Here is a 25,600-nt window from a genome sequence, read left to right on the forward strand (position 1 = left end):
TTGCGCTGTGGTTGCGCTCATTGCCTGCGTACTGTGGGCCAAAATGGCCCAATATTCCATCACCTGCCCGGTTGTTTTTTCCGGGGAATAAACACCTTGGCTGTTTTAACACTGCGGTCGGCCACCTGCACAATTTCAATCACCGTGTTGTGCAATTTCACGCCCAAGCCCGATTCAGGAATGTCTTGCAGGTGCTCCAGCAACAGGCCATTGAGCGTCCGAGGCCCGTCCGTGGGCAAGTTCAGGTGATATTTTCGGTTCAGTTCCCGAATGTCGATCGCTCCATCCACTGTTACTGCACGCTCGTCCTCGTCGGTTTCAGCGCGATGCTGGTTCACCGGGGCATGGCTGGTGAATTCGCCGATCAATTCTTCCAGAATGTCTTCAGGCGTTACCATCCCGAGTACTTCGCCATACTCATCCACCACCAGGCCCATGCGTTCCTTGTTTTCCTGAAATGCCTGCAATTGAATGTTGACTGGCGTACCACTCGGAATGAAGTACGCCGGTTGAATCAATTTCTGCAGGTTTTCTTTGGAAAACTCACCATTTTGAAACAGGCCCAACATTCGGCGCATGTGCAAAATGCCCAGCACGGTGGCCCAGTCTTCCTCAATGAGTGGCACCTTGTTGTGGTGGGCTGTGGCAATTTCAAGCGCGAGTGTTTCCTCGTCTTTGGCGAAGTCCAGCACTTCCATTCGCGTGCGCGGCGTCATCACGTCATCCACCGTCAGCGATTCCAGCTCAAACAGGTTCATCAGGATGGACCGTTGCTTGTGGGGCAGGTAATGGCCGCTTTCAAGCACCAATGAACGCAACTCGTCCACGTTGAGGCTGGTTTCGCCACTTTGGCGGGAGGACAGCCCAAACCGCGACAACATGCCCTCCACAAACTGGTTGATCAGCCAAACAAAGGGGTAGAACAGTCGCATGAAGAACGCGATGGGGTAGCTGGCCGGCAGTGCCACCTGGTTTGGGTAGGCTGCGCCAATCACCTTGGGTGTGATTTCTGCGAACACAATAATGGCAAAGGCCACCAAGCCCGTTGCAATCGACAAAGCCCATTCATTGTTGCCGTACCAGGAAATGGTCAGCGAGGTGACCACCGCGGTGGTGGCCGTGTTCAGCAGGTTGTTGCTCAGCAGCAGGGTGGACAGCAGACGGTCTGTCCGTGCCAGGAGCTTTTGGGTGAGCAGCGCGCTTCGCACACCCTGCTCAGCCAAGGCCTTTAGGCGATACTTGTTGATCGCCATCATGCTGGTTTCAGCGATCGAGAAAAAACCGGAGCCCAGCAGCAGGCCCACCAGCAGCGCAGTTTGCGCCCAAAGGGGAAGTTCGCTCAAAGCGGATCAGGATTTGGCCGGAAAACGTCAGTGTAAAACAAACTGGCGCGTGGCACACCCGCCCACGGCACGCCTGCACTTGCTTAGCTGGTGCGGGCAACCGCCACGTCGCACAAGTCCACCAGGGACTGTCGGAAGTTGGATTCCGGCAAGCGGCTTGCGCGTTGTTTGGCCTGGTTGGCCAGTTCAAGGGCCTTGTTGCGCGTGTAGTCCAGCGAGCCCGAGCTTTCAATGGCCGCCAGAATGTCCGTCACGTTTTGAGTGCCACCCTGTTCGATGGCCTGCCGAATTTGCGCCTGTACGGCGGGCGTTGCGTGCTGCATGGCATGAATGAGGGGCAGGGTCGGTTTGCCTTCACGCAGGTCGTCTCCCACGTTTTTGCCCAGTTCGCTGCTGTCGCCCGCATAGTCCAGCACATCATCAATCAACTGGAAGGCACTGCCCACCTCGGCACCATATCGGCCCAATTCCGCAATGGTTTCTGCAGTTTGGCCAGTCACTATGCCAGCCAGCCGGCAGGCCGCTTCAAACAGCTTGGCTGTTTTGAAGTCGATCACCTGCATGTATCGGGCTTCGGTCACGTCGGGGTCTTTGCAGTTCAGCAACTGCAGCACCTCGCCCTCGGCAATCGTGTTGGTGGCTTCGGACAGCACATCCATGACTTCCATCAGGCCGATTTGAACCATCATCTGGAACGAGCGGGAATACAGAAAGTCACCCACCAGAACGGCGGCGGCATTGCCGTATTCCGCGTTGGCTGTCAGCCGCCCGCGCCGCATGTCGGACTCATCCACCACATCGTCGTGCAGCAACGTGGCCGTGTGGATGAATTCCACAATGGCCGCCAGCTCGGTGGCGTGGCGCATTTGCGTGGTGTTGGCATTCAGGGCGCGCGCCATCAGCAGAAGCAGGGCAGGTCGCAAACGCTTGCCGCCCGCACCAATGATGTAATCACTGATCTGGTTAATCAGGCTGACTTCGGAGTGCAGACTGGTGCGGATCACCTGGTCAAGCGCCTTCATGTCGCCAGCGATGGGCAACAGCACGCTTTTTACACTCAATGTTTCTGAAGTCATGGTCCTGGATGCAAACGGAGGGTTGTCTGGCCGCCGGGGCTTCAGGCCCGGGCAGGTCGATTCGGCAAGCGCCTATTGTACTTGAGGGTTTTTGCAAAATTGCACACGGGGTGTCCGCTTTGTTTCCGGGGCTTTCCCGGGGTTCTTACAATTTGGAGTGTCCAAGCCTTTGACATTGCTCATTTTTTGGGCGATAATATGCGGCTCTCCATGTTGAAAGCGTTGCTTGGGCTTGTTCCGGGCAGGTTTTTACCCGCTGTCGGCATGAAGCAATTGAAAATTCCCATTTGAGGTCAACTATGTACGCGGTCATAAAAACCGGCGGCAAGCAATACAAAGTTGCTGCTGGCGAAAAATTGAAAGTAGAACAGATACCTGCAGACATTGGCCAAGAAATCTCTCTGGACGAAGTGTTGGCCGTCGGTAGCGGCGACACCGTAAAAGTGGGTACACCACTGGTTCAAGGGGCTTCGGTCAAGGCTGTTGTATTGGCACACGGTCGTCACGACAAAGTGAAGATCTTCAAGATGCGTCGTCGCAAGCACTATCAAAAGCGTCAGGGCCATCGCCAGAACTACACCCAAATCCAGATCCAGGCCATCAACGCCTGAACGCAGGAGAATTGAACCATGGCAAGTAAGAAAGGCGGCGGCTCTACGCGCAACGGACGTGATTCGGAAGCCAAACGACTGGGCGTGAAAGTGTTCGGTGGTCAGGCAATCAACGCTGGTGGCATCATCATTCGCCAGCGCGGTACACGTTTCCATGCTGGCGACAACGTTGGCATGGGCAAAGACCACACATTGTTTGCCCTGACCGATGGTCAGGTGCAGTTCTCGGTGAAGGGCGCACTGCGCCGCAAAACCGTGAGCGTGGTTGCCAGCGAGGGTTAATATCCTCCGCAATGCCCGGCGCACACAAGAGGGCCCCAGTTCAGTCTCACAGGGGCCTTGCGCTGTGCTAAATTTCGATAGCCCTGCCTTGCAGGGCTATTTTCATTCCAAAGCAGAACAGCATGAAATTTATTGACGAAGCAACCATTGAAGTGTTTGCAGGCAAAGGCGGCAACGGCTCTGGTAGCTTTCGTCGTGAGAAATTCATTCCCAAAGGTGGGCCTGATGGTGGTGACGGGGGCAAGGGCGGCAGCATTTTTGCCGAGGCCGACCGCAATCTGAACACCCTCATCGACTACCGCTACTCCAAACAGTACCGCGCCAAAAATGGCGAAAACGGCCGGGGCGCCGATTGTTATGGCGCGGCCGCTGACGACATCATTTTGAAAATGCCGGTGGGCACCACCGTGATCAACGCCGACACCGGCTTGGTGGTGGCCGACCTGACTGAGCATGGACAGCGTGTGTTGCTGGCCAAAGGCGGCGATGGCGGCCTGGGCAACATCCACTTCAAAAGCAGCACCAACCGGGCCCCCCGCCAATTCACCAAAGGCAAAGACGGAGAATTGTGCCGCCTGCAACTGGAATTGAAAGTGTTGGCCGACGTCGGCTTGCTGGGCATGCCCAACGCGGGAAAGTCCACGCTGATTGCCGCCGTGTCCAACGCACGCCCCAAAATTGCCGACTACCCGTTCACCACTTTGCACCCAAACCTGGGCGTGGTCCGCATTGGCCATGCGCAAAGCTTTGTGATTGCCGATGTGCCTGGCTTGATTGAAGGTGCAGCTGAAGGCGCTGGTTTGGGCCACCAGTTTTTGAAGCACCTCTCTCGCACCCGCGTGCTGTTGCATTTGGTGGATTTGGCTCCGTTTGACGAGGCCGTAGACCCCGTGCGCGAGGCGGTGGCCATTGTGGAAGAGCTGCGCAAATACGACCCTGCCTTGCACGCCAAGCCCCGTTGGCTGGTGCTGAACAAAATCGACATGATTGCCGAAGACGAGCGCCAGGCCAAAATCGACGATTTTGTGAAGCGATACAAAAAGGCCACTGGCTGGACAGGGGCTGTGCACGCCATTTCCAGTCTGACTGGCGAAAATACACAAAACCTGATGCGCGCCGTGTACGAACAGCTGGTTCATCAAATGAACATTGAGCACCCACCCGAAGTGGATGTTCGCTTCCGCGAGGGCACCGTCAACAACGGTTTGCCCACGCACCTTCAAGACCCTGATGCCGAGGATTGATGCATCCATGACCGAGCAGGTTGGCCAACACAACAACAAGGCATTGAACGGAAAACGCCTGGTGATCAAAGTGGGAAGCTCACTGGTGACCAATGGCGGGCAGGGCGTTCACATGGAGTCCATTCAGGCATGGGCTGCCCAAATTGCAACCCTCACAGCCCAGGGCTGTGAAGTGGTGCTGGTGTCCTCGGGTGCCATTGCCGAGGGGCTCAAGCGTTTGGGTTGGTCCAAGCGCCCCAAAGAAATCAACGAATTGCAAGCGGCTGCTGCTGTGGGTCAAATGGGTTTGGTCCACGCCTATGAAATGGGTTTTGCAGCCCACGGCATGACCTGTGCGCAGGTGCTGCTCACCCATGCAGACCTGGCAGACCGTGAACGCTACCTCAATGCCCGAAGCACATTGACCACGTTGATGCACCACAAGGTGGTGCCCATCATCAACGAGAACGACACGGTCGTGACCGATGAAATCCGCTTCGGAGACAACGACACACTGGGCGCTTTGGTCACCAACCTGGTCGAAGCCGATGCTTTGGTTATTCTCACCGACCAAGTGGGCCTGTTCGACTCAGACCCCCGGAAAAATCCGAATGCCCGATTCATTCACGAAGACACCGCTGGTAACCCCGAGCTGGAAAAAATGGCCGGTGGCGCGGGTAGCAGTGTAGGAACTGGTGGCATGATCACCAAAATTCTGGCGGCCAAACGCGCAGCGCGCAGCGGCGCTGCCACGGTCATCGCCAGCGGTCGCGAAGCCAATGTGCTGGTGCGGTTGATGCAAGGCGAAAGCGTGGGCACCTTTCTGAAAGCCCCCATGGGTCGCTTGGCTGCGCGCAAACAGTGGATGGCCGATCATTTGAAAATGAAGGGCGCCTTGCTGCTGGATGCCGGGGCCGCCGTAGCCTTGCGTGCCAAAAAAGGCAGCCTGTTGCCCATCGGCGTGACCGGGGCGCAAGGGCAGTTTCAGCGGGGTGATGTGGTGGCGTGCTTAAGCCCCGAAGGTGAGGAAGTGGCGCGCGGTCTGGTCAATTACTCAGCCGCCGAGGTCAACAAAATTGCCAAGCAACCCACCAGCGCGATAGAGTCCATCTTGGGCTATCTGGATGAGCCCGAGCTGATTCACCGCGACAACATGGTGGTTCTCAGCTAGGCGTTTCAACATACCCCTTTTGTATTCACATTTCCCCGACGGAGACTCTGCGCATGACTTTACAAGACTGGCGATCCTCGGGGAAAACGCTTTCTTGGCGCGAGTTTTCTATTTTTTATCAGGACTCGGCCACCGGCGACACTGCCGCCTTGAGCAAACCTGTGTTGCTCATGGTTCACGGCTTTCCAACCTCCAGCTTCGACTTTGAACCGGTGTGGTCGGCCTTGGCAGAACGTTACCGTTTGCTGGCGTTTGACATGCTGGGCTACGGTTGCTCAGACAAGCCGGTGGACTGGCAGTACAGCATTTTTCAGCAAGCCGACATTGCCGAGGCCCTCATGGCCAGCCACGGTCTGCGCCAGGCCACATTGCTCACCCACGATGTGGGCGACACCGTGGGGCAAGAGTTGCTGGCGCGGCACAATGAAGGGCGTTTGAGCTTCGAGATTCAGCAGTTGGTGCTGCTCAATGGTGGTTTGTTTCCAGAAACCCATCGCCCCTTGTTGATACAGCGCTTGTTGCTCAGCCCTTTGGGCCCACTGTTGTCGCGTTTCACCAGCAAAGCGAAATTTCGCGAGAGTTTGCGCAATGTGTGTTCGGCCGAGTTGAAAGAGCAGGACATTGACGATGCCTGGGCGCAGATGACCTTCAACAACGGCAACCGCCGCTTTCACCAGTTGATTCGCTACATGCAAGAGCGTCGAGACAACCGCAGCCGTTGGGTGGGCGCGTTGCAACAATCCAAATGCCCATTGGCGGTGGTCGATGGGGTGGAAGACCCGATTTCAGGCGGTCACATGGTGGACCGGTTTGAAGAGCTGGTGCCCGGGCACCCCACGGTGCGCTTGGTTGGCTTGGGGCATTATCCGCATTTGGAAAACCCGAAGCGGTTTTTGGATGCGGTGTTGAGTGTGCTGCGTTAATTGCATTGATTGGGTTTTTTGCGGCTCTGCGCGGTTACCTCGCCCTTGGCGACGGCCAATCTGTGGCTCAAAACCTGAGCCTCGCGATCGCTGAGGTCGACCCTCCAAAAGAGACGGTCGGGAATCGACCTCTGGGCCAGCTCGCTGAGCTTGGCCCACCGCGCCTGCTTGTCACGGTTTTGCAGATTGTCCTGACTGTCGCTGCAGGGGAGGTGAACCCGCGCAGGCCGCCTGCACCGCCCCCCAGCAATGCCGGTATGCCCGGCGCCGAACAGTCAGCCCCCCCGGTGTTGCTGCGGGGCGATGTGCTTACGCTGCCGTTGCCGCCACGTTCTTGGCCATTCGCGCCCGCACCGCTTTCTTCACCTCATCGTTGGGGTTGCGCATGGCTTTGTTCACTTGCGCAACAAACGCGTCGATGTCATCCAGGAATGCGCTGTTGTCGTGCATCCAGGGGTGGAAGTCAGCGCGGAAATAGTCAAAGAAATCGCCAATCGCATTGCGGAAAATACCGCCTTTGCCCAATAAAATTTTGGCCACTGCTTTGTAGCCTTCAACATGCCTGCCTTTGGTGTTGGGGTCGGCAAACACCAGGCGGGCATGGAAGTACATCACGACGGGCCAGAAAATAACGCTGGCCAGCACCATGCCAAAGCGGCGAATGAAGCGGTTGTAAACGTTGTCGGGCATCACTTCGTTCCACACGTCATAGGCCACAGCCTTGTGCTCGGTCTCTTCGTACGCGTGCCACTGCCACACCTGGCGGAAGCCTTCGTCCGAGTTTTTGCCGGTCACGTTGGGATCGGACAGCACCGCATTGGCCATGATCGCCGTGTAGTGTTCCAGCGCAATCGTTCCAGCCAGTGCCATTTTCTTGCCCAATGCACCTTGCAAGCCGCCCAGCAGTTTCCACAACATGCGGTCCAGCTTCAACGCTGGAACGCCACTGCGGTCCATCATCTCGTTGTATTCCTCGTGTTCCCTGCTGTGCAGCGCTTCCTGGCCAATAAAGGCGGTAATGGCTTTCTTCAGGTCAGGGTCTTGGACCTGGTCTTTGAATGCACGCACCGAGTCCATGAACAAACGCTCGCCTGCGGGGAACAGCACCGACAAAGCATTGAAAAAGTGGGTCACATGGGGGCCGGCTTCGTGCCAGTTGTTCACGCGGGACTCGTCCAGGTTGATTTTGACGTCGCGGCGAACTGGAATGATCTTCTTCATCAGGTGCTCCTCGGTGGTGTTTGTCTACAGCTGTTTTTGATATTTACATCGGTGAATGTATCAATCAATTTTGCGATTAACAACTGTAAACACCCGAGAGCCTGTTCTAATTTCAAACGATCGTTTGTTTTTTGATACAGGGTAAACCCTTGAAAAAAAACGCGAGGGGCTCGGCCACTCGCGTTTTCGGTTGTTTAACCGGAGGTCTGTTGTTCGGGTTTTTGTCCCGATTCTTCTGGTTTTTTCACAACCTCCCAAAGTTCACCCTTGGGTTGTCGCCGGGGGTCATTTCTGGAAAACAGCAGTTTTGCCAACTCCCCCAATGCCTGTCTGTACACATCCCGCTTGAATTCAATCACGTTTTCAAGGGGAACCCAATACTCGTTCCAACGCCAGGCATCAAACTCGGGGTGGTCTGTGGCCCGAAGGCTCACATCGCAGTCCCGTCCAACCAACTTCAGTAGAAACCAAATCTGTTTCTGGCCTTTGTAGCTTCCTCGCCATTCCCGTCGGATCCAGTGGTCGGGCACGGTGTACCGCAGCCAATTCCTGGTTCGTCCAATGATTTCTACATGTTCGGGCAACAAGCCCACTTCTTCATGCAACTCCCTGAACATGGCTTGCTCTGGCGATTCACCATGCTTGATGCCCCCTTGCGGGAACTGCCAGGAATGTTCACGAATCCGCTTTCCCCAAAAAACCTGTTTTTTGGAGTTGGTCAAAATAATGCCTACGTTGGGACGGTAGCCTTCTTTGTCCAGCATACGCGCCCCGCAATGTCTTACATTTCTCAACCATTATAAGCACGCGTCCGCGTTTGTACATGCCCGCCCCAGCCTGTGCACCGGTTAAACGTAAAATAGGGGCCTCAATTCACACCGCTCCACGAGTTTTCCATGCGCGCCACCCAGTTTTTCTTGAACACATTGAAAGAAGCCCCCGCCGATGCCGAAATTGTGAGCCACCAGCTCATGATGCGGGCAGGCATGATCAAGCGACTGGCCGGCGGTGTGTACACCTACATGCCGATTGGCTTGCGCAGCATTCGCAAAGTGGAAAACATCATCCGCGAGGAAATGAACCGGGCCGGCGCGATCGAACTGCTGATGCCCGCCGTGCAGCCAGCCGAGTTATGGCAGGAAAGCGGTCGCTGGGAAAAGTACGGTCCTGAACTGCTCCGCTTGAAAGACCGCCATGACCGCGACTTTGTGATTGGCCCCACGCACGAGGAAGTGATCACCGACGTGGTGCGCAAAGAGGTGAAGAGCTATCGCCAGTTGCCGCTCAACCTGTACCAAATCCAGAGCAAATTCCGCGACGAAATTCGCCCCCGTTTTGGTGTGATGCGCGGGCGCGAGTTCGTGATGAAAGACGCCTACTCCTTTGATCGCGACCAGGCCAGCGCCCTCAAAACCTACGATGTGATGTATGGCGCGTACCAACGCATTTTCACCCGCTTGGGCCTGAATTTCCGCGCCGTGGCGGCCGACACGGGTTCGATTGGTGGCAACCGCAGCCATGAATTTCACGTGATTGCCGACACCGGCGAAGACGCCATCGCCTATTGCCCAAGCTCGGACTATGCAGCCAACGTCGAGCTGGCCGAGGCCGTGTGCAATGAGCAGCGCCCCGCAGCCACTGTGCCCATGGCCGCAGTCCACACGCCCGGCAATTCAACCTGCGAGGCTGTTGCCAAGCAGTTGGGCTTGGCTTTGTCCCGCACGGTGAAGTCGGTTGTGTTTGCCAATGAAATGGTGGTGGACAAGAAAAAAACCGTACAAATCATTTTGGCCCTGGTGCGTGGTGACCATGAAGTCAACGACATCAAGTTGGGCAAGTTGCCCGGTGTGCAGGAATTGCGTTTGGCCACCGAGGCCGAAATTGTCGAGTCCTTCGGAACCAAGCCTGGTTTCCTCGGCCCAGTGGGCGTGAGCAATGTGCGTGTGGTGGCCGACCGCAGCGTGGCCGCCATGGCCGACTTTGTGTGCGGTGCCAACGAGGCCGACCACCATTTGTACGGTGTGAACTGGGGCCGCGACCTGCCCGAGCCTGAAGTGGCCGACATTCGCAATGTGGTCGAAGGTGATGCGTCACCGGATGGCAAGGGTGTGCTGGCCATGTGCCGCGGCATCGAAGTGGGGCATGTGTTTTATTTGGGCAAAAAGTATTCCGAAGCCCTCAAAGCCACGTTTCTGGATGTAGACGGCAAGCCCGCCGTGATGGAAATGGGCTGTTACGGCATTGGCGTGACCCGCATTCTGGGTGCCGCCATTGAACAGAACTTTGATGACCGCGGCATTATTTGGCCGCTGAGCATTGCTCCGTTTGAAGTGGTGTTGTGCCCCATTGGTTACAAAAAAAGCGAACAGGTCAAACTGGAAGCAGACAAATTGTATGAGGCGCTGAAGGCGGCCGGCGTGGATGTAATGCTGGATGACCGTGATGAGCGGCCCGGTGTCATGTTTGCCGACTGGGAGCTGATTGGGGTACCCCTGCGCGTCACATTGGGTGACCGAGGTTTGCAGAATGGTCTGGTTGAGTTCCAATCTCGCGACGGAAAGATTGAGAAGCGAGATGTGGCGTTGGCAGATATTTTGGGCGTGGTTCAGCAGGCTTTGGTTGAGCGCCGCATTGATTGAGGGGTGGTCATTCCGGCAGGCCGGGCTCATGTTGCGAGCCTGCCTGTTGTGGTTGTTGCTGACACTGGGCAACATGCCGGTTGCGCAAGCGGCTCAGCAGCAGTATGAGCCCATGGCCGACAGCGTACGCTTGGCCTTGCGCAATGTGATTGACGACACGCGTCCCATCAACCCAATTTTTCAGAACACCGACCAGCGCTTGGACTGGCTGGCCCAAATGAGCAAGCGTTTGGCCAAACGCATCCCCAGTTTCGGTGAACGCATCCAGTTGATTAAAACCATACGCTACGAAGCCCAACGCGCGGGGCTCGATCCGCAGTTGGTGTTTGCGCTGATCGAAGTGGAGAGCAATTTTCGGTCAGACGCCATCAGCAGTGCCGGGGCGCGCGGGTTGATGCAGGTCATGCCATTCTGGACCGATCTGTTGTCCAACGGGGATGCGCGCCAGTTGTTTGAGCCCCGCGTGAACATTCGCTATGGCTGCCTGATTTTGCGGCATTACCTGGACAAGGAAAACGGCAATTTAGACCGCGCGCTGGCGCGTTACAACGGCAGCTTGGGCAGCATGACGTATCCGAATTTGGTGTACGACCGCTTGGACAGAAATTGGCGGTATCGATATGTGCCGAGGCATTGAGGTTTTTCCGTAGCCCGTGCTTGTTGATTGCCCCCAGCAACACCGGCAGCCCGTGTCTGTAGATTGCCCCACAAGCAATACCGGTAGCCCGTGCCGAACGCCCCCCGAAGGCAAAGGTTGCCCCGCGCATGTCGAACCGTCCCGATAACTCGCCACTGCGTGGCTCAAACATCTCGGTCCGTGTGTTCAAATGCTGTGCGGGTCAAACCGATCGGGGGGCTGACTGTTCGGCGCCGGGCATACCGGTATTGCTGAGGGCTCGGTGCATGCGGCCTGCGCGGTTCACCTCCCCTCGAGCTTACATCCCTGGAAAACCACCACCTGGCGGCATTCCCCCCGGTGGAAATCCTTTCCCGCCACCCATCTTGCGCATCATCTTGGCCAGTCCGCCTTTCTGCATGCTTTTCATCATGCCGCGCATTTGTTCAAACTGGGCCAGCAGGCGGTTCACTTCTTGCACCTGTACACCTGCACCCGCAGCAATGCGGCGCTTGCGTGTGGCCTTCAGCAAATCGGGCTTGCTGCGCTCCAGCGGGGTCATGGAGAGAATAATCGCCTCGGTCCGCTTGATCTGTTTTTCAGCGGCATTCGCATCCACCTGGCCTGCGCCTTTCATCAATTGGCTGGGCAGTTTGTCGATCAGGCCTTGCAGGCCACCCAGTTTGCGCATTTGGGTAATTTGCGCCAAGAAGTCGTTCAGGTCGAAAGCCTTGCCGCTTTTCAGCTTTTTGGCCAGTTTCTCGGCTTCGGCCTGGTCGATGCCTTTTTTGGCCTCCTCCACCAGCGAGACAATGTCGCCCATGCCGAGAATTCGGCCGGCCACCCGTTCCGGGTGGAAGCGTTCAAAGCCGCTCAGCTTTTCGCCCACACCCATGAATTTGATGGGCTTGCCCGTGATCTGCCGCACCGACAGCGCCGCACCACCGCGCGAGTCACCGTCCATTTTGGTCAGCACCACACCGGTCAGCGGCAGGGCATCATTGAACGCCTTGGCCGTGTTGGCTGCGTCCTGGCCCAACATGGCGTCAATCACAAACAGTGTTTCAGTCGGGTTTACCGCTGCGTGCAGGGCCTTGATCTCGTTCATCATGGCTTCGTCAATACCCAGGCGGCCTGCGGTGTCGACAATCAGCACATCAAAAAACTGGCGCTTGGCGTGGTTCAACGCAGCCAGTGCAATGTCCACTGGCTTTTGGTCCACGGTGGACGGGAAAAATTCTGCCCCCGCTTGTCCGCTCACTGTCTTCAACTGTTCAATCGCAGCAGGGCGGTACACGTCGGCTGACACGGTCATCACTTTCTTCTTGAGCGTGTCTTTCAGGTACTTCGCCAGCTTGCCGGTGGTGGTGGTTTTACCCGCACCTTGCAAACCCGCCATCAGGATCACCACCGGGGGCTGCGCCGCTAGGTTGATGTCCTCGGTTTTTTCGCCCATCAACTTGGTGAGCTGCTCGTTCACAATGCCGACCAGCGCCTGGCCCGGGGTCAGGCTGTTCAGCACTTCCTCGCCGAGCGCGCGTTCCTTCACCTGGTTGATGAAGTCTTTCACCACCGGCAGGGCCACGTCGGCTTCCAGCAGGGCAAGGCGCACCTCGCGCAGCATCTCCTGGGTGTTGGCCTCGGTGATGCGGGCTTCGCCGGTGATGGTCTTGACGACACGCGTCAGGCGATCAGAAAGGTTTTCAAACATGAATGCGGACCCGTGAATCGAGTAAACTGAAACGATGAACAACGCATTATTGTACGCGCTCGCAGTGCCCTTGCTCTCAGCCTCCGGTGGTTTGGCCGCTGCAGGGGTGTTGGGCAAACAGGCTGTGCCGGTGGCCTTGGGCCGCTGGGTGGCCGCATTGGCTTTGCTGGCCTCGGGCTACCTGCTGTGTCGGGTGCTGTTTCAGCCCGACGGCATGCACTTCGGCTTCGTCATCGGGCTGATGTGTGTCACCTGGCTCACGGCGCTGGTGGCCTTTGTCGAAAACTTTTTCAACCACGTGCCCATTCTGGACATGCTGGTGTTCCCCTTGTGTGCCTTGGCCTTTGTGCTGCCCCTGGTACTGGGCGAGGATGTGGCAATCCGCATGGCGGGCGACACGCTGTTTCAAATCCACCTGCTGATCGCTTTGGCGGCCTACAGTTTGTTGGGTATTGCTGCGGGGCATGCCTTGGTCATGGCCTATCAGGAAAAGGCGCTGCACCACCTCACCGCCCGGTCTTCCGAGCAGCGGGCCCTGCGGGAAAAGTTGCTGGACCAATTGCCCCCCCTCATGAACATGGAGTCCATCCTGTTTCGCCAGTTGTGGGCCGGGTTTGTGCTGCTGTCGCTGACCTTGCTCACTGGCTTTGTGTTTTCCGAAACCTGGATGGGGTCGGTCGGCAAGCTCAACCACAAAACCATTTTCTCGGTGTTGTCATGGCTCAGCTTTGCAGTGCTGCTGGGTGGGCGAATGTTCCTGGGCTGGCGCGGCAAAGTGGCTTTGCGCTGGTGCCTGGGCAGTTATGCCGTGTTGTTCCTGGCGTATTTCGGTACCCAGTTTGTGCTCGAATTCATTTTGAAAAGGGTGGGCTGATGGGCCGCATTCTGTTTTTGGTGGTGCTGGCCCTGCTGGGCTGGGTGTTTTTCAAAAGCTGGCAACGCAAGCAACTGGGTGATAAACCCACCGGCAACCCTCAACAAAAGCAGGGTCTTGGCCGTAATCCTGTAGACAACATCCTGCCTTGCAAGCACTGTGGTGCCTACAGCCCCATGCACGAAGGCGTGATGATGCAGGGTCGTTTTTATTGCAGCTTTGACCATGCGAAGGCTGCTGGCGAGAAAATTCACTGAGTGCAACACTGAGGACAGGGCTATGTGGTTTGACGACGATGGCTGGTTGCGGGCCGATTGGGTCACGCGCATGCCAAGCCCCAATTACGACACCCGCCCCCTGGGTACCCGCATCGACACCGTGGTGGTGCATTGCATCAGCCTGCCCGAGCGGGGGCGCAGCAAACAATACATTGAAGACCTATTCCTGAACCGGCTTGACACCAGCCTGCACGACAGCTTTGGCGAATTGCACGGCTTGCATGTCTCGTCCCATTTCCTGATTGACCGCGATGGTTCGGTGACGCAGTTTGTCAGCGCCGACAACCGGGCCTGGCATGCGGGTATTTCATGCGCCATGGACCGACAAAATTTCAACCACTTTTCCATCGGCATTGAATTGCTGGGCGACGTGTATACCCCATTTGAGCCAGCCCAAATGGATCGCCTGAAGTTGCTCATCGTGGAGTTGAAAAAAACTTATCCACTGAAATACATCTTGGCGCACAGCGAAATTGCACCGGGAAGAAAGACCGACCCTGGGCCGTTTTTTGAGTGGAAAGGCCTGCGGAAATCAATCACTTATGAGTTGGCTTTGTAAGCCCCAAAACAACCGCCCCGAGGGGCGGTTTTTTGTTGCAGTGCAGTTATCCACACCCTCTCCCAAGGTTGTCCACTGTGCATAAGTCTGTGGGTAAGTTGGGGATAAAAAAGGTTTGCCAAAAGCCGAATCAACCACTAGAATTAGTTTGAGATCACAACACAAACACAATATATAGTGGTCGGGCAAAAACGGCACTTCACCCAATCCAAGCTGTAGCCCACCTGCATTGTCCGTTGTACATCCATAAAAACCAAAACCAATTCCTCAACGCTTGTTCCAGGAGAAAAGTGCATGCAGACCAGCCATGAAACCTCTGATTTGGCGATGAACGCGCCCCTTATGTCGACCGCGTCCGAAACCGCGACGCCCCAGGCCGACAACAGCGCGTATGCAAATTACAAAATCATTCGCCGAAACGGAGCTGTGGTTGGTTTTGAGCCCAGCAAAATTGCTGTGGCCATGACCAAAGCCTTCCTGGCCGTTAATGGTGGCCAGGGTGCCGCATCGGCCCGTATTCGCGAACTGGTTGAACAGCTCACCCACGGCGTGGTCAACGCACTGGTGCGTCGCCAACCTTCCGGCGGCATTTTCCACATTGAAGACATTCAAGACCAGGTTGAACTGGCCCTGATGCGTTCTGGCGAAGCCGAAGTGGCCCGCGCCTATGTGCTGTACCGCGAGCGCCGTGCCCAAGAGCGTGCCGCCAAGCAGGTGGAGCAAGCCACGCAGCACCAACTGAACGTGGTCGATGGCGACATCAAAAAGCCTTTGGATGTGGCTCAACTGAAGAGCCTGATCGACAGCGCTGCGGTCAGCCTCGAGAACATCGACACCGAGCACCTGCTGAAAGAAACCCTGAAAAACCTCTACGACGGCGTGAAGGTCGACGAGGTTTACAAGTCCGCTATTCTGGCCGCCCGCGCCATGATCGAGACCGACCCCAGCTACACACTGGTGACGTCTCGCCTGCTGCTGCACACCATCCGCAAAGAAATCATCGGCCGCGAAATTGCGCAGGACGAAATGGCCGAGGTGTACCCCGAGTATTTCCCCCAGTTCATTCGCAAAGGCGTGGACGCAGGCCTGCTGGACAACAAGCTGCTGCAGTACGACATGAAAAAACTGGGCGCCGCCCTGAATTACAAGCGCGACCTGCAATTTGATTACCTTGGCCTGCAAACCCTGTACGACCGCTACTTCCTGCACGTGGAAGGCACCCGCATTGAAATGCCCCAGGCCTTCTACATGCGTGTGGCCATGGGCCTGGCACTGAACGAAATCGACCGCGAAACCCGCGCCATCGAGTTCTATGAAATCCTGTCCACCTTCGATTTCATGAGCTCCACACCCACACTGTTCAACAGCGGCACCATCCGTTCGCAGTTGTCCTCCTGCTACCTCACCACCATTGGTGACGACCTGGACGACATCTACGAAGGCATCAAGGAAAACGCATTGTTGAGCAAGTTTGCCGGTGGTTTGGGCAACGACTGGACCCCCGTGCGCGCACTGGGCAGCCACATCAAGGGCACCAACGGCAAGTCACAAGGCGTGGTGCCATTCCTGAAAGTGGTCAACGACACCGCCGTGGCTGTTAACCAGGGTGGCAAGCGCAAAGGCGCTGTGTGTGCTTACCTGGAAACCTGGCACCTGGACATTGAAGAATTCCTGGAGCTGCGCAAAAACACCGGTGATGACCGCCGCCGCACGCACGACATGAACACCGCGAACTGGATTCCCGACCTGTTCATGAAGCGCGTCATGGAAAATGGCGAATGGACCCTGTTCAGCCCTTCTGACACGCCCGACCTGCACGACCTGTACGGCAAGGCCTTCGAGAAAGCCTACGTGGGCTACGAGGAAAAGGCCGCCCGTGGCGACCTGAAGCTGTTCAAGAAAGTGGAAGCCGCCAAGCTCTGGAGAAAAATCCTCTCCATGCTGTTTGAAACCGGCCACCCCTGGATTACGTTCAAAGACCCCTGCAACATTCGCAGCCCGCAGCAACACGTGGGTGTGGTGCACTCGTCCAACCTGTGTACCGAAATCACGCTGAACACCAGCCCCACCGAAATCGCGGTGTGTAACCTGGGTTCCGTGAACCTGGTGGCCCACCTGAAAAAGGCCGACGATGGCAGCATGGTCATCGACCACGACAAACTGCGCAACACGGTTCGCACCGCCATGCGCATGTTGGACAACGTGATCGACATCAACTACTACGCCGTGGGCAAAGCGCGCAATTCCAACCTGCGCCACCGCCCCGTGGGCCTGGGCATGATGGGCTTCCAGGATGCGCTGCATGTTATGCGCAAGCCCTACGCAAGCCGCGACGCGGTTGAGTTTGCCGACGAAAGCATGGAAGCCATCTGCTACTACGCTTACGAAGCATCCTCTGACCTGGCCGCTGAGCGTGGCGTGTACAGCAGCTACAAAGGTTCGCTGTGGGACAAAGGCATTCTGCCGCTGGACAGCATCAAGCTGCTGGAAGAAGAGCGCGGTGGTTACGTGGAAGTGGACACTTCAGCCCGCATGGACTGGGACAGCCTGCGCGCCAAAATCCAGAAACACGGCATGCGCAACTCCAACTGTGTGGCCATTGCGCCCACGGCCACCATTTCCAACATCATTGGTGTGGCAGCGTCCATCGAACCCACGTTCCAGAACCTGTATGTCAAGAGCAACCTCAGCGGCGAATTCACCATCGTGAACGAGCACCTGGTGCGCGACCTGAAGCGCCTGGGCATTTGGGACGAAGTGATGATTGCCGACCTCAAGTACTTCGACGGCTCGGTCATGAAAATTGACCGCATTCCCGAAGACCTGAAGCGCCTGTATGCCACTGCGTTTGAAATGGACCCACGCTGGTTGGTGGAAGCGGCAGCCCGTCGCCAAAAGTGGATTGACCAAGCCCAAAGCCTGAACATCTACATGGCTGGTGTTAGCGGCAAGCGCCTGGACGACACGTACAAACTGGCCTGGCTGCGCGGTTTGAAAACCACGTACTACCTCCGCACCATTGGCGCAACACACGCCGAAAAGTCCACCCTGAGCGGTGGCGAGCTGAACTCGGTGAGTGCCGACGGTGCCGGTGGCGGCAACAGCTTTGCCGGTGCGGCAGCCGGTGGCGTGGTGCCCAACCTGCCCGAGCCTGAAATTGAAGGCAAGGTGTGCACACTGCGCCCAGGCGACGCCGGTTTCGAAGAGTGCGAGGCCTGCCAGTAAGGTTAGTTTGAGTAAAAGACCAGCGATTTGGGTGAGCCTTCAAGGCTTGCCCAATTAAATAAAAATGAACATAATGGCACTGTTGTTATATACAGTGTATTGGTTAAGGAGTTAAAAATATGCTGTCTTGGGACGATGAATTTGACGCGGCCATGAGCAAACCTGCAGCGGCTACAAAGCCTGCTGCCATGCCCATGCCGCCCGCCATGGGGTCTGTTGCGTCAGGTCAAGGCCTGTACCAGCAAGCGGCGCGCCCTGTGCAGCAGCCTGCTGCTGAAGGCGCACGTGCTGGCCGTGTTAACGCAGCCGACAAGCGCGTGATCAATGGCACCACCGACGTCAACCAACTGGTGCCCTTCAAGTACAAGTGGGCCTGGGAAAAGTACCTCAGCCAGTGCGCCAACCACTGGATGCCGCAAGAAATCAACATGGACCGCGACATCGCCTTGTGGAAAGACCCCAACGGGTTGACCGAAGACGAGCGCCTCATCGTGAAGCGCAACCTCGGCTTTTTTGTCACGGCCGACTCGCTGGCCGCCAATAACATTGTGCTGGGCACCTACCGCCACATTACAGCGCCCGAGTGCCGCCAGTTTTTGCTGCGCCAGGCGTTTGATGAAGCCATTCACACCCACGCCTACCAGTACATTGTGGAAAGCCTGGGCATTCCCGAAGCCGAAACTTTCAACGCGTACAACGAAATCAAATGCATTCGGGACAAAGACGAGTTCCTGATTCCGTTCATTGACGTGTTGACCGACCCCGAGTTCAAAACCGGCACCCTGGAAAACGACCAGAAACTGCTGAAGAGCTTGATTGCCTTTGCTTGCATTATGGAAGGCATGTTCTTCTACGTGGGCTTTGTGCAAATTTTGGCACTGGGCCGCCAAAACAAAATGATTGGTGCTGCCGAGCAGTTCCAGTACATTTTGCGTGACGAGTCTGCCCACTGCACATTCGGTATCGACCTCATCAACACCGTGAAACTGGAAAACCCACACCTGTGGACACCCGAGTTCAAGGAAGAGATCAAGGCCATGTTCCGCAAGGCTGTTGAGCTTGAGCACGCCTATGCCGTAGACACCATGCCCCGTGGTGTGTTGGGTCTGAACTCGGCCCAGTTTATGGAGTACATGAAGTTTATTTGCAACCGCCGTTCAAACCAGATTGGCCTGGGCACACTGTACGAAGGCGCGACCAACCCATTCCCGTGGATGAGCGAGATGATGGACCTGAAAAAGGAAACCAACTTCTTCGAGCGCCGCGTAACCGAGTACCAAACCGGTGGAGCACTCAGCTGGGATTGATTCGGTTCAATGCCCTGATTTTTAAAAAGCAGCCTGCGGGCTGCTTTTTTTATGGCGGACCGCTTGTGAACCTATCATTGATTGTTTGTTTATTATAGTTTATGGTTATTAAACTATAAATATTGATGGCGGTTTTATAGATTGCGTAAATCTGACTTGCATCCAACACTGCAAAAAACATGCGTTCCTGTTCCGGGCCGGTCAGGTTGTTTTGCTGTTGTTCCACCACCAGTTCCTCATTTGCTACAGCTTCCCGATACCTACGTTATTTCGGGGGTTGCGCATGCTGAGTTGTCGCATTTGGTGATGCGCTTAAAAAAAAGCCCGGATATGGCTGAGTTGATTCTTTTTATGCTGAATCGACGCGAGGCCGTAGAAAGCAGCCAGATTGAGGGTACTTCAACCACATTCGATGGCTTGCTTTTGCATGAAAATACAACGGATGTTGAGGCCGACACAAACCCCGATGCAGCCGAGACACTGGCGTATGTAGTGGCGTTGCAGGAGGCGCTACAAAAAGTGCGCCAACCAAGGTTCAAAGGTTTTAGTCACCAGTTGATTGCGCATATTCACCAACGTTTGATGCAACAGTACCCCGACAGGCTGCCGGGTAAATACAAAAACAGTGTGAATTACATCGGCGGTTTTCACATGGAAACCGCGCGCTTTATTCCCGCCCCGCCCCAGTGTGTAAAGCCGTTGATGGATGACCTATTGACGTTGATGAACTACGAGCAGGACAGCCCGCTTGCCACACCACTGCTCATGCGGGCCGCCATTGTTCATGCCCAATTCGAATCAATTCACCCGTTTCTGGACGGCAATGGGCGAACGGGGCGCATGCTGATCCCCTTAATGCTTGAGGCCGAGGGATATCCGGGAATACATCTCGCCACTTTTTTAAAGTTGCGCAAGCAGGATTACTACGATGCCTTGCTCCAAGTTCAAATGAAACTGAATTGGTCGCCCTGGTTAACGCTGTTTTATGAATGTGTGGTTGCATCTTGTCGACACACCATTGCGCTTATCGACAAATTGGAAGCCTTGCAAGCGCAGTGGTCTATTCAGTTGGATCAAGCTGGTGTGCGCAGCGATGCTTCCGCCCGAAAGATTGCAGCGTTGCTGTTGGGGCGGCCTATTTTGACTGTGAAACAGGCCTCGGCGCTGTGCGATGTAACGTTTGCAGCAGCAAACAACGGTTTGGAAAAGTTGCATGCGTTGGGTATTGTTTCGCAGCGGGGGCAGGCAACACGGAAGCGTGTATTCCAGGCCAATGCGGTGCTTTCAGCGTTGTACGATGGTGTGAACTCCATGATGGATTCAGCGGCAAGCCGCTAGGCACCGTCCTGTTTATTTCGGCTTGTACTGCGTGGGGCAATGGTGGCGGTTTACATCGCTGCTGCGCAGCTTCACGTGCTTGGTGTTACGCCCATGCATGCGCTTGCGCCACATGCGGAAGCTGGAAGACTTCATGTGGGTGCGCATCAGCTCAATCACAGCCGACTCGTTCAGGCCAAACTGGGTTTCAATCGCCTCAAAGGGCGTGCGGTCTTCCCAGGCCATTTCAATAATGCGGGAAATGTCTTCTTCAGAAAGCGTGGACATGGCATGCAACGGTGCTACAAACAACAGCGCCCAGCATAACGCCAAAACGGTCCGTGAGGCATACTAACCGCACAGCCACCCATCACAGTCCAACCACGCCATGATCAAAGCCCTGTTGCGCCAACTGCCTGCCACTGCCCTCAGCAAAATTGACCGGGCCGACGCCGCGCAAGGTAAGCCCTTTACACAAGCCGACATCTTGGTGCCCGAGGTGAACTCGCGCTATTACGGCTGGACCCACTACGGCGTGATGATTCCAGACCTGCCTGCTCCGCACCGGTTTTTCAGCATCATGTCGGTGATTGGCACGCCCGGCGCGTTGGCGTTTGACACCGACCATGCCCTAAAAACCAGCCCCCGCAACAACGCCACCGTGGTGTGCGGCACCGCCGCCACCCACCCCAGCCACTTTGGTGGCTACAGCATTGCCGGGCAATGCCACATGGTGGCAGACGGCAGCCACATTCAGTTTGGTGAGGAGGTGACCATTACCGGCCAATACCCCAACTACACCGTGAAGGCGCAGTGGGCTGGCTTTGAGCTAAGCATTGAACTGCGGTGTACGGACAAGGTGTCGTGGTTTGTGAAAAACCCGGTGTACGACCACCTAAGCCTGCTGAGCCACTACAGCGGCCACATTACCCTCCACGGCAAAACGTTGCATATACAGGGCGCATGCACGTTTGAATATGCCCGCTGCCCCAGCCCCTACCTGCTGCGCAACCAACCCCTGGCCAGCCAGCTGAAGGTGCCGCTGGACTTTTTTACCTACCATGTGGTGAACCTACCCAACAGCGAACAACTGCTGATGACACAGGCCATGGTGAAGGGTGTGCCCATCATTACGGCGGCGTATATGCGGTCAAGCACAGCCTACAGCTTGACCTACCGCGATGTGCAGTTTGTGGTGGAGGAATACGCAGCCGATGAGTTGGTGTCGCCGGATGGCATTGCCATGAAAGTGCCCAGCCGGTTTCGGTGGGAGATTAAAAAGAATGGGGCTCATGTGATGAGCCTGCAGGGTGTGGTTGATACACCGCTGACGTATGGGCTGGGTAGTGGATATGTGGGTGGGTACAGTTACACGGGTGAGTACCAAGGGCAGGCGATTGCAGGCCCGGGGTACATTGAATATATTGATCGACGGGTGGGGTAGATATTTGGTTTGATGGAATTTTAGGTCCAAAATTTTTATCGCGGATCATTAGTTGTAGATTGTCACTCTTTCATTTCCTACTTATCGGATATCCACAGTGAATTCGTTACGGCATTAAATTACTATGTTTAAACAAGTAAATTACGGCATCATCGTTTTATAAATTAACTTAGGTCGAGGGTATAGGAGATGCGTGATGTCAAGTGATGGACTGGGCGACTGGCGTATTGCTGTAGTGACGACTCTAGCCGAAGATATACCGCCGGCGTATTTTGGCGGGCCATCGCATAAGAAGGGTGCAGGTGTTTATTTGACTACTGCCACCGAAAGTGAGGCACATGGGAAACTATCATTCATCACGCCACATCCAAGCGCGCTGTCATTTAATATCGCATTCGAAAACTCTCGGGAGGCGAAAAAATTACAGTCGCGTCTAGCTAGGATTGAGGTCGTCGCGCCCGGGGGGCCAGCACAAGCGATACAGATGCAGAACATACCATTTCTGTATGACTATTTTGAACAAGCTATGGTGGTTGTTACATTTAGTTTTCAGGCTATTGAGGCATTTGTTAACAATGAAATCGTTCACAACGCAAAGGGTGACATTAGAATAAAAAGAAAAGGTAAGTTGCATGTGTATACCCCAATAGATGCTGAAAGAGCACTATCGACGGAGGAGAAAGTAGCTATAGTCCTCCCGGATATATTAAAGATTCCCACGCCTAGAGGAAAAACGCCATGGGAAGGTTTTAAGAAGCTAAAAAAAGCAAGGGATGCAACGATGCACTTAAAGAATAAGGATGTTCATCAATTATCGGGCTCCGAAAGTCTTTTTATAGATCTTCTGGTAGATGATCCAGAGCAATACCCGTTATACGCGTTTGAGCTTGTAAACTGGTTTTACAAGGGCCGCGAGAAACCTAGGTGGTTTCAGTTATTAGCAGATCAGAGAAATCTCGTTTAATAAAAGAACGCGGCGGCAAAAATTGTGTAGTCATTTACATTGGTTTTTACAGTTCACATCTTATGGCTGCTAATGGAGGGGTGATCCCCCAACCATAAGCAGGGCAATCCATGTGCGTATAAAAAGTACCTAGAAGAAGCAATGCGACTCACCCCCAAAATGAAACGCCCCAGCGTTACACTGGCGGTTCTTATTGCAGTAACCAAGGAGCAGTACACATGGATTTGTTTGATGCAATTTACCAGCGCCGCGCAATCAAGGGCTTTGATCCCGAGTTTGTCATTCCCGCTGCGGACGAAACCAAAATGCTGGAGGCCGCCATTCAGGCCCCCACCAGCTTCAATATTCAACACTGGCGTTTTGTCGTGGTACGCGACAAGGCCTTGCGTCAAGAAATGCGCAAGCTGGGTAACGACCAAGCGCAAATCACGGATGCATCGTTGCTGATCATCATGACCGCCGACACCAAAGCCTGGCAGAAAAACCCCGCGCGTTATTGGGAAAAGGCGCCCAAGGAAGTGGCGGACCTGTTGGTCGGTTGGATGGGCCCTTTCCACGATGGCCGCGACTGGCTGCAGCGCGATGAGGCACAGCGTTCAATCGGCATGGCCATGCAAACCCTGATGCTGTCTGCAAAGGGCTTGGGCTACGATTCCTGCCCCATGATTGGCTTTGACATTGAGGCGGTGGCCAAGCTGATCAACCTGCCGGCAGACCATGTGATGGGCCCCATGGTTGCCATCGGCAAAGGCACCAAACAGCCTTGGCCAAAGCCAGGTCAGCTGGCACTGAATGATGTAGTCATCAACAACAAGTTCTAAATGAGCTGATGCATTGAACTCAAAAAAGCGGGGCACATTGTCCCGCTTTTTTATTTGAACTTGGGCAGCTGTGAATGCGCTATCCTCCCCTTGAGGAGGAGGCAACACCATGACAACAACACCCACCAGCCCCACAACCCGCATTGCATTCAGCGGTGCTCCGGGCTCGCCCTACACCCGCAAAATGTTGGCGCTGCTGCGATACCGCCACGTGCCTTACCGGTATTTGGTCAACAACGATTTAAAGGCCAACTTGCCCGTTGCGAAGCCCGCACTGCTGCCCACATTTTATTTGCCCGGCGAGGGCGGTGCGCTGCAAGCCGTCACCGATTCAACCCCGCTGATTCGTCGTCTGGAAACTGTTCAAACGGGCAGGGCGGTGGTGCCCAACAACCCGGTGCTGGCCCTGCTGGACTGTTTGTTGGAAGACTACGCAGACGAATGGCTCACCAAGCCCATGTTCCATTACCGCTGGGCTTTCCCGGCCGATGTGGACCGGGCCAGTCGCATTGTGCCCCTGCCCATGAACATTCAAGCCAGCGACGACGAGTTGGCGTGGGTGGCGCAGGCATTTGGTGGGCGGCAGGTGTCTCGCTTGGGGGTGGTTGGGTCCAACCCTGGCACGGCGCCGTTGATTGAGGCCAGCTACACGCGCTTGTTGAGTATTCTGGAACGGCACTTGGCCAGCAACGCTTTCCTGATGGGTCGCAGGCCGGGCGCAAGCGACTTTGCGTTGTATGGGCAACTTAGCCAGTTGGCATTGTTCGACCCAACGCCCATGGCTTTAACCTGCCAAACAGCACCGCGCGTGGTGGCGTGGACCCAACTGGTGGAAGACCTCAGCGGCCTGGAGCCTTCGGATGCCGATTGGTTAAGCCCCACTGCATTGCCACCCACACTCACCGAGCTGTTGGCTGAAATGGGCCGAACCTATGTACCGGTCATGCTGGCCAACGAACAGGCCTTGCAGGCCGGTAGCAAAGAGGTGAACACCGAGGTGGACGGCAAACCGTGGGTGCAGCAAACCTTTCCATACCAGGCCAAGTGTTTGGGTTGGTTGCGGCGTGACTTTGCAGAACTGAACGCACAAGACCAGGCTCAATTCATGAGCCTGCTAAACGGCACGGGTTGTGAACGTTTATTTGCTGACCGCTTGTGTTTGCGCCCGCTTTGATTCAAAGTCAGGCTTATTGCCCCGTTCTCCGCCGCCATGAAAGCTTGCCTTGCCATTGTTGTTTGCGTGTTCGCACTGCCTTGTTTTGCACAGTCTGTACCGCCCGGTGGCGTAACCTCGGTGAAACCCATTTTGACCCCCGATGCCTTAAAGGGGGAGTATTCAACACCGCCACTGGCTGGTTTGGAGCGTGCAGCCGAAGGGGGCGACGCCAATGCGCAGTACCAGATGGGCATGGCCTATTTACAGGGGGCTGTGGTGAAAAAAGACCTGGCGCAGGCGGCACAGTGGTTTGCCATGGCGGCCAATCAGGGCGATGACCGCGCACAGGTTCGGTTGGGCGACTTGCTGGCGTTTGGCCGCGGTGTAAAGGCCGATACCACGGCAGCGGCGCGCCTCTACGAGCAGTCCGCCTTGCAGGGCAACACGGAGGCGCAGGCGCGCTATGGTCAGTGCCTTGAGCAGGGTTCTGGTGTGAAAAAAGACCTCATCAAAGCCTATGCGTTTTACCTCTTGGGTCACCGTGGCGGAAGTGAACAGGCGGGCAAGGCTGTGCGGCGGCTTTCACCCACACTGACGGAAGCCCAAAAAGGCAAAGCGCAGGAACTGGCCGCCAAGGCGCAATCCCAGGGTGGTCGACAGTATTAGTCGTGCTGATTGAATAGACCCGCCTCTCAACCATTCCAGGTTGGCCACAGTACATCCACGTTGTAATCAGGGCGGTGCGGTATCCCTCTCTGTGTCGCGTGTGGCCTCGGCTTCTCACCCTTGAAGCCATGGTGATAGCCTTAGCCGCTATTCCACCCTAACTATTTCCCCAT

At 55.8% G+C, this 25,600-nt stretch carries 24 protein-coding genes; 18 read left to right on the top strand and 6 right to left on the bottom strand.

Features of this window, described 5'->3' with window-relative positions; translation table 11 throughout:
• Positions 1-59: 59 nt before the first annotated feature.
• Positions 60-1,343, bottom strand: coding sequence for an HlyC/CorC family transporter (locus tag VGE55_RS04110; protein WP_331130446.1), 1,284 nt, complete (start codon positions 1,341-1,343; stop codon positions 60-62).
• A gap of 83 nt (positions 1,344-1,426) precedes the next feature.
• Positions 1,427-2,419, bottom strand: a complete 993-nt coding sequence (locus VGE55_RS04115) for a polyprenyl synthetase family protein (RefSeq protein ID WP_331130447.1) — start codon at positions 2,417-2,419, stop codon at positions 1,427-1,429.
• A gap of 299 nt (positions 2,420-2,718) precedes the next feature.
• On the opposite strand from VGE55_RS04115, the gene rplU reads away from it, so the two are divergent.
• The 5 genes from rplU to VGE55_RS04140 all read left to right on the top strand — a co-directional run bounded on the left by rplU (position 2,719) and on the right by VGE55_RS04140 (position 6,629).
• Positions 2,719-3,030: a 50S ribosomal protein L21 gene (rplU, locus tag VGE55_RS04120; RefSeq protein ID WP_256764839.1), complete on the top strand. Its 312-nt coding sequence runs from the start codon at positions 2,719-2,721 to the stop codon at positions 3,028-3,030.
• A gap of 18 nt (positions 3,031-3,048) precedes the next feature.
• Positions 3,049-3,312, top strand: coding sequence for a 50S ribosomal protein L27 (rpmA, locus tag VGE55_RS04125; protein WP_256764838.1), 264 nt, complete (start codon positions 3,049-3,051; stop codon positions 3,310-3,312).
• Between the two features lie 122 nt (positions 3,313-3,434).
• The gene (gene cgtA, locus VGE55_RS04130) at positions 3,435-4,556 is read left to right on the top strand and encodes an Obg family GTPase CgtA (RefSeq protein WP_331130448.1); all 1,122 of its coding nucleotides are present in this window, start codon (positions 3,435-3,437) and stop codon (positions 4,554-4,556) included.
• Positions 4,557-4,563: 7 nt separating this feature from the next.
• Positions 4,564-5,706 carry a glutamate 5-kinase gene (gene proB, locus VGE55_RS04135; RefSeq protein ID WP_331130866.1) on the top strand — a complete coding sequence of 381 codons (1,143 nt, stop codon included), beginning with the start codon at positions 4,564-4,566 and terminating at the stop codon, positions 5,704-5,706.
• A gap of 53 nt (positions 5,707-5,759) precedes the next feature.
• On the top strand, positions 5,760-6,629 hold the full coding sequence (locus VGE55_RS04140; RefSeq protein WP_331130449.1) for an alpha/beta hydrolase: 870 nt from the start codon (positions 5,760-5,762) through the stop codon (positions 6,627-6,629).
• A gap of 309 nt (positions 6,630-6,938) precedes the next feature.
• Here VGE55_RS04140 and VGE55_RS04145 read toward each other — a convergent pair whose 3' ends face one another.
• Positions 6,939-7,850: a metal-dependent hydrolase gene (locus VGE55_RS04145; RefSeq protein ID WP_331130450.1), complete on the bottom strand. Its 912-nt coding sequence runs from the start codon at positions 7,848-7,850 to the stop codon at positions 6,939-6,941.
• A 194-nt stretch (positions 7,851-8,044) separates the two neighbouring features.
• A complete protein-coding gene (locus tag VGE55_RS04150; RefSeq protein WP_414674953.1) occupies positions 8,045-8,614 on the bottom strand; it encodes an RNA pyrophosphohydrolase in 570 nt (189 codons plus the stop codon).
• Positions 8,615-8,746: 132 nt separating this feature from the next.
• Between VGE55_RS04150 and VGE55_RS04155 the strand changes: the two genes are divergently transcribed.
• Positions 8,747-10,489 carry a proline--tRNA ligase gene (locus VGE55_RS04155; protein ID WP_331130451.1) on the top strand — a complete coding sequence of 581 codons (1,743 nt, stop codon included), beginning with the start codon at positions 8,747-8,749 and terminating at the stop codon, positions 10,487-10,489.
• Positions 10,470-11,126, top strand: a complete 657-nt coding sequence (locus tag VGE55_RS04160; protein ID WP_331130452.1) for a lytic transglycosylase domain-containing protein — start codon at positions 10,470-10,472, stop codon at positions 11,124-11,126. Before VGE55_RS04155 ends, VGE55_RS04160 begins: the two co-directional genes overlap by 20 nt.
• A gap of 298 nt (positions 11,127-11,424) precedes the next feature.
• Here VGE55_RS04160 and ffh read toward each other — a convergent pair whose 3' ends face one another.
• Entirely contained in the window at positions 11,425-12,816 is a 1,392-nt protein-coding gene (gene ffh / locus VGE55_RS04165; protein WP_331130453.1) for a signal recognition particle protein, read from the bottom strand.
• Positions 12,817-12,850: 34 nt separating this feature from the next.
• Here ffh and VGE55_RS04170 point away from each other — a divergent pair, with 34 nt between their 5' ends.
• From VGE55_RS04170 to VGE55_RS04195, 6 genes are all read left to right on the top strand, one after another.
• Positions 12,851-13,690 (top strand): cytochrome C assembly family protein, encoded by an 840-nt coding sequence (locus VGE55_RS04170; protein ID WP_331130454.1) that lies wholly within the window; start codon positions 12,851-12,853, stop codon positions 13,688-13,690.
• On the top strand, positions 13,690-13,947 hold the full coding sequence (locus VGE55_RS04175) for a PP0621 family protein (protein WP_331130455.1): 258 nt from the start codon (positions 13,690-13,692) through the stop codon (positions 13,945-13,947). The genes VGE55_RS04170 and VGE55_RS04175 overlap by 1 nt, the downstream gene beginning before the upstream one ends.
• Before the next feature lie 22 nt (positions 13,948-13,969).
• On the top strand, positions 13,970-14,527 hold the full coding sequence (ampD, locus tag VGE55_RS04180; protein WP_331130456.1) for a 1,6-anhydro-N-acetylmuramyl-L-alanine amidase AmpD: 558 nt from the start codon (positions 13,970-13,972) through the stop codon (positions 14,525-14,527).
• 342 nt (positions 14,528-14,869) lie between these two features.
• On the top strand, positions 14,870-17,752 hold the full coding sequence (locus VGE55_RS04185; RefSeq protein WP_331130867.1) for a ribonucleoside-diphosphate reductase subunit alpha: 2,883 nt from the start codon (positions 14,870-14,872) through the stop codon (positions 17,750-17,752).
• Positions 17,753-17,871: 119 nt separating this feature from the next.
• Positions 17,872-19,059, top strand: a complete 1,188-nt coding sequence (locus VGE55_RS04190; RefSeq protein WP_331130457.1) for a ribonucleotide-diphosphate reductase subunit beta — start codon at positions 17,872-17,874, stop codon at positions 19,057-19,059.
• 291 nt (positions 19,060-19,350) lie between these two features.
• Positions 19,351-20,397 carry a Fic family protein gene (locus VGE55_RS04195; RefSeq protein WP_331130868.1) on the top strand — a complete coding sequence of 349 codons (1,047 nt, stop codon included), beginning with the start codon at positions 19,351-19,353 and terminating at the stop codon, positions 20,395-20,397.
• Between the two features lie 12 nt (positions 20,398-20,409).
• Here the strand turns inward: VGE55_RS04195 and VGE55_RS04200 are convergent, their stop codons facing one another.
• Positions 20,410-20,664, bottom strand: coding sequence for a TIGR03643 family protein (locus tag VGE55_RS04200; RefSeq protein ID WP_331130458.1), 255 nt, complete (start codon positions 20,662-20,664; stop codon positions 20,410-20,412).
• Between the two features lie 100 nt (positions 20,665-20,764).
• Between VGE55_RS04200 and VGE55_RS04205 the strand changes: the two genes are divergently transcribed.
• The 5 genes from VGE55_RS04205 to VGE55_RS04225 all read left to right on the top strand — a co-directional run bounded on the left by VGE55_RS04205 (position 20,765) and on the right by VGE55_RS04225 (position 25,427).
• Positions 20,765-21,820 carry a DUF6670 family protein gene (locus VGE55_RS04205; RefSeq protein ID WP_331130459.1) on the top strand — a complete coding sequence of 352 codons (1,056 nt, stop codon included), beginning with the start codon at positions 20,765-20,767 and terminating at the stop codon, positions 21,818-21,820.
• A gap of 196 nt (positions 21,821-22,016) precedes the next feature.
• A complete protein-coding gene (locus VGE55_RS04210; RefSeq protein ID WP_331130460.1) occupies positions 22,017-22,784 on the top strand; it encodes a hypothetical protein in 768 nt (255 codons plus the stop codon).
• A 218-nt stretch (positions 22,785-23,002) separates the two neighbouring features.
• On the top strand, positions 23,003-23,605 hold the full coding sequence (locus VGE55_RS04215) for a nitroreductase family protein (RefSeq protein WP_331130461.1): 603 nt from the start codon (positions 23,003-23,005) through the stop codon (positions 23,603-23,605).
• A gap of 109 nt (positions 23,606-23,714) precedes the next feature.
• Entirely contained in the window at positions 23,715-24,779 is a 1,065-nt protein-coding gene (locus VGE55_RS04220; RefSeq protein ID WP_331130462.1) for a glutathione S-transferase N-terminal domain-containing protein, read from the top strand.
• 120 nt (positions 24,780-24,899) lie between these two features.
• Positions 24,900-25,427 carry a tetratricopeptide repeat protein gene (locus VGE55_RS04225; protein ID WP_331130463.1) on the top strand — a complete coding sequence of 176 codons (528 nt, stop codon included), beginning with the start codon at positions 24,900-24,902 and terminating at the stop codon, positions 25,425-25,427.
• Positions 25,428-25,600 lie beyond the last annotated feature (173 nt).

Origin of the sequence: Limnobacter sp. (assembly GCF_036405155.1) — a bacterium.
Lineage (GTDB): Bacteria > Pseudomonadota > Gammaproteobacteria > Burkholderiales > Burkholderiaceae_B > Limnobacter.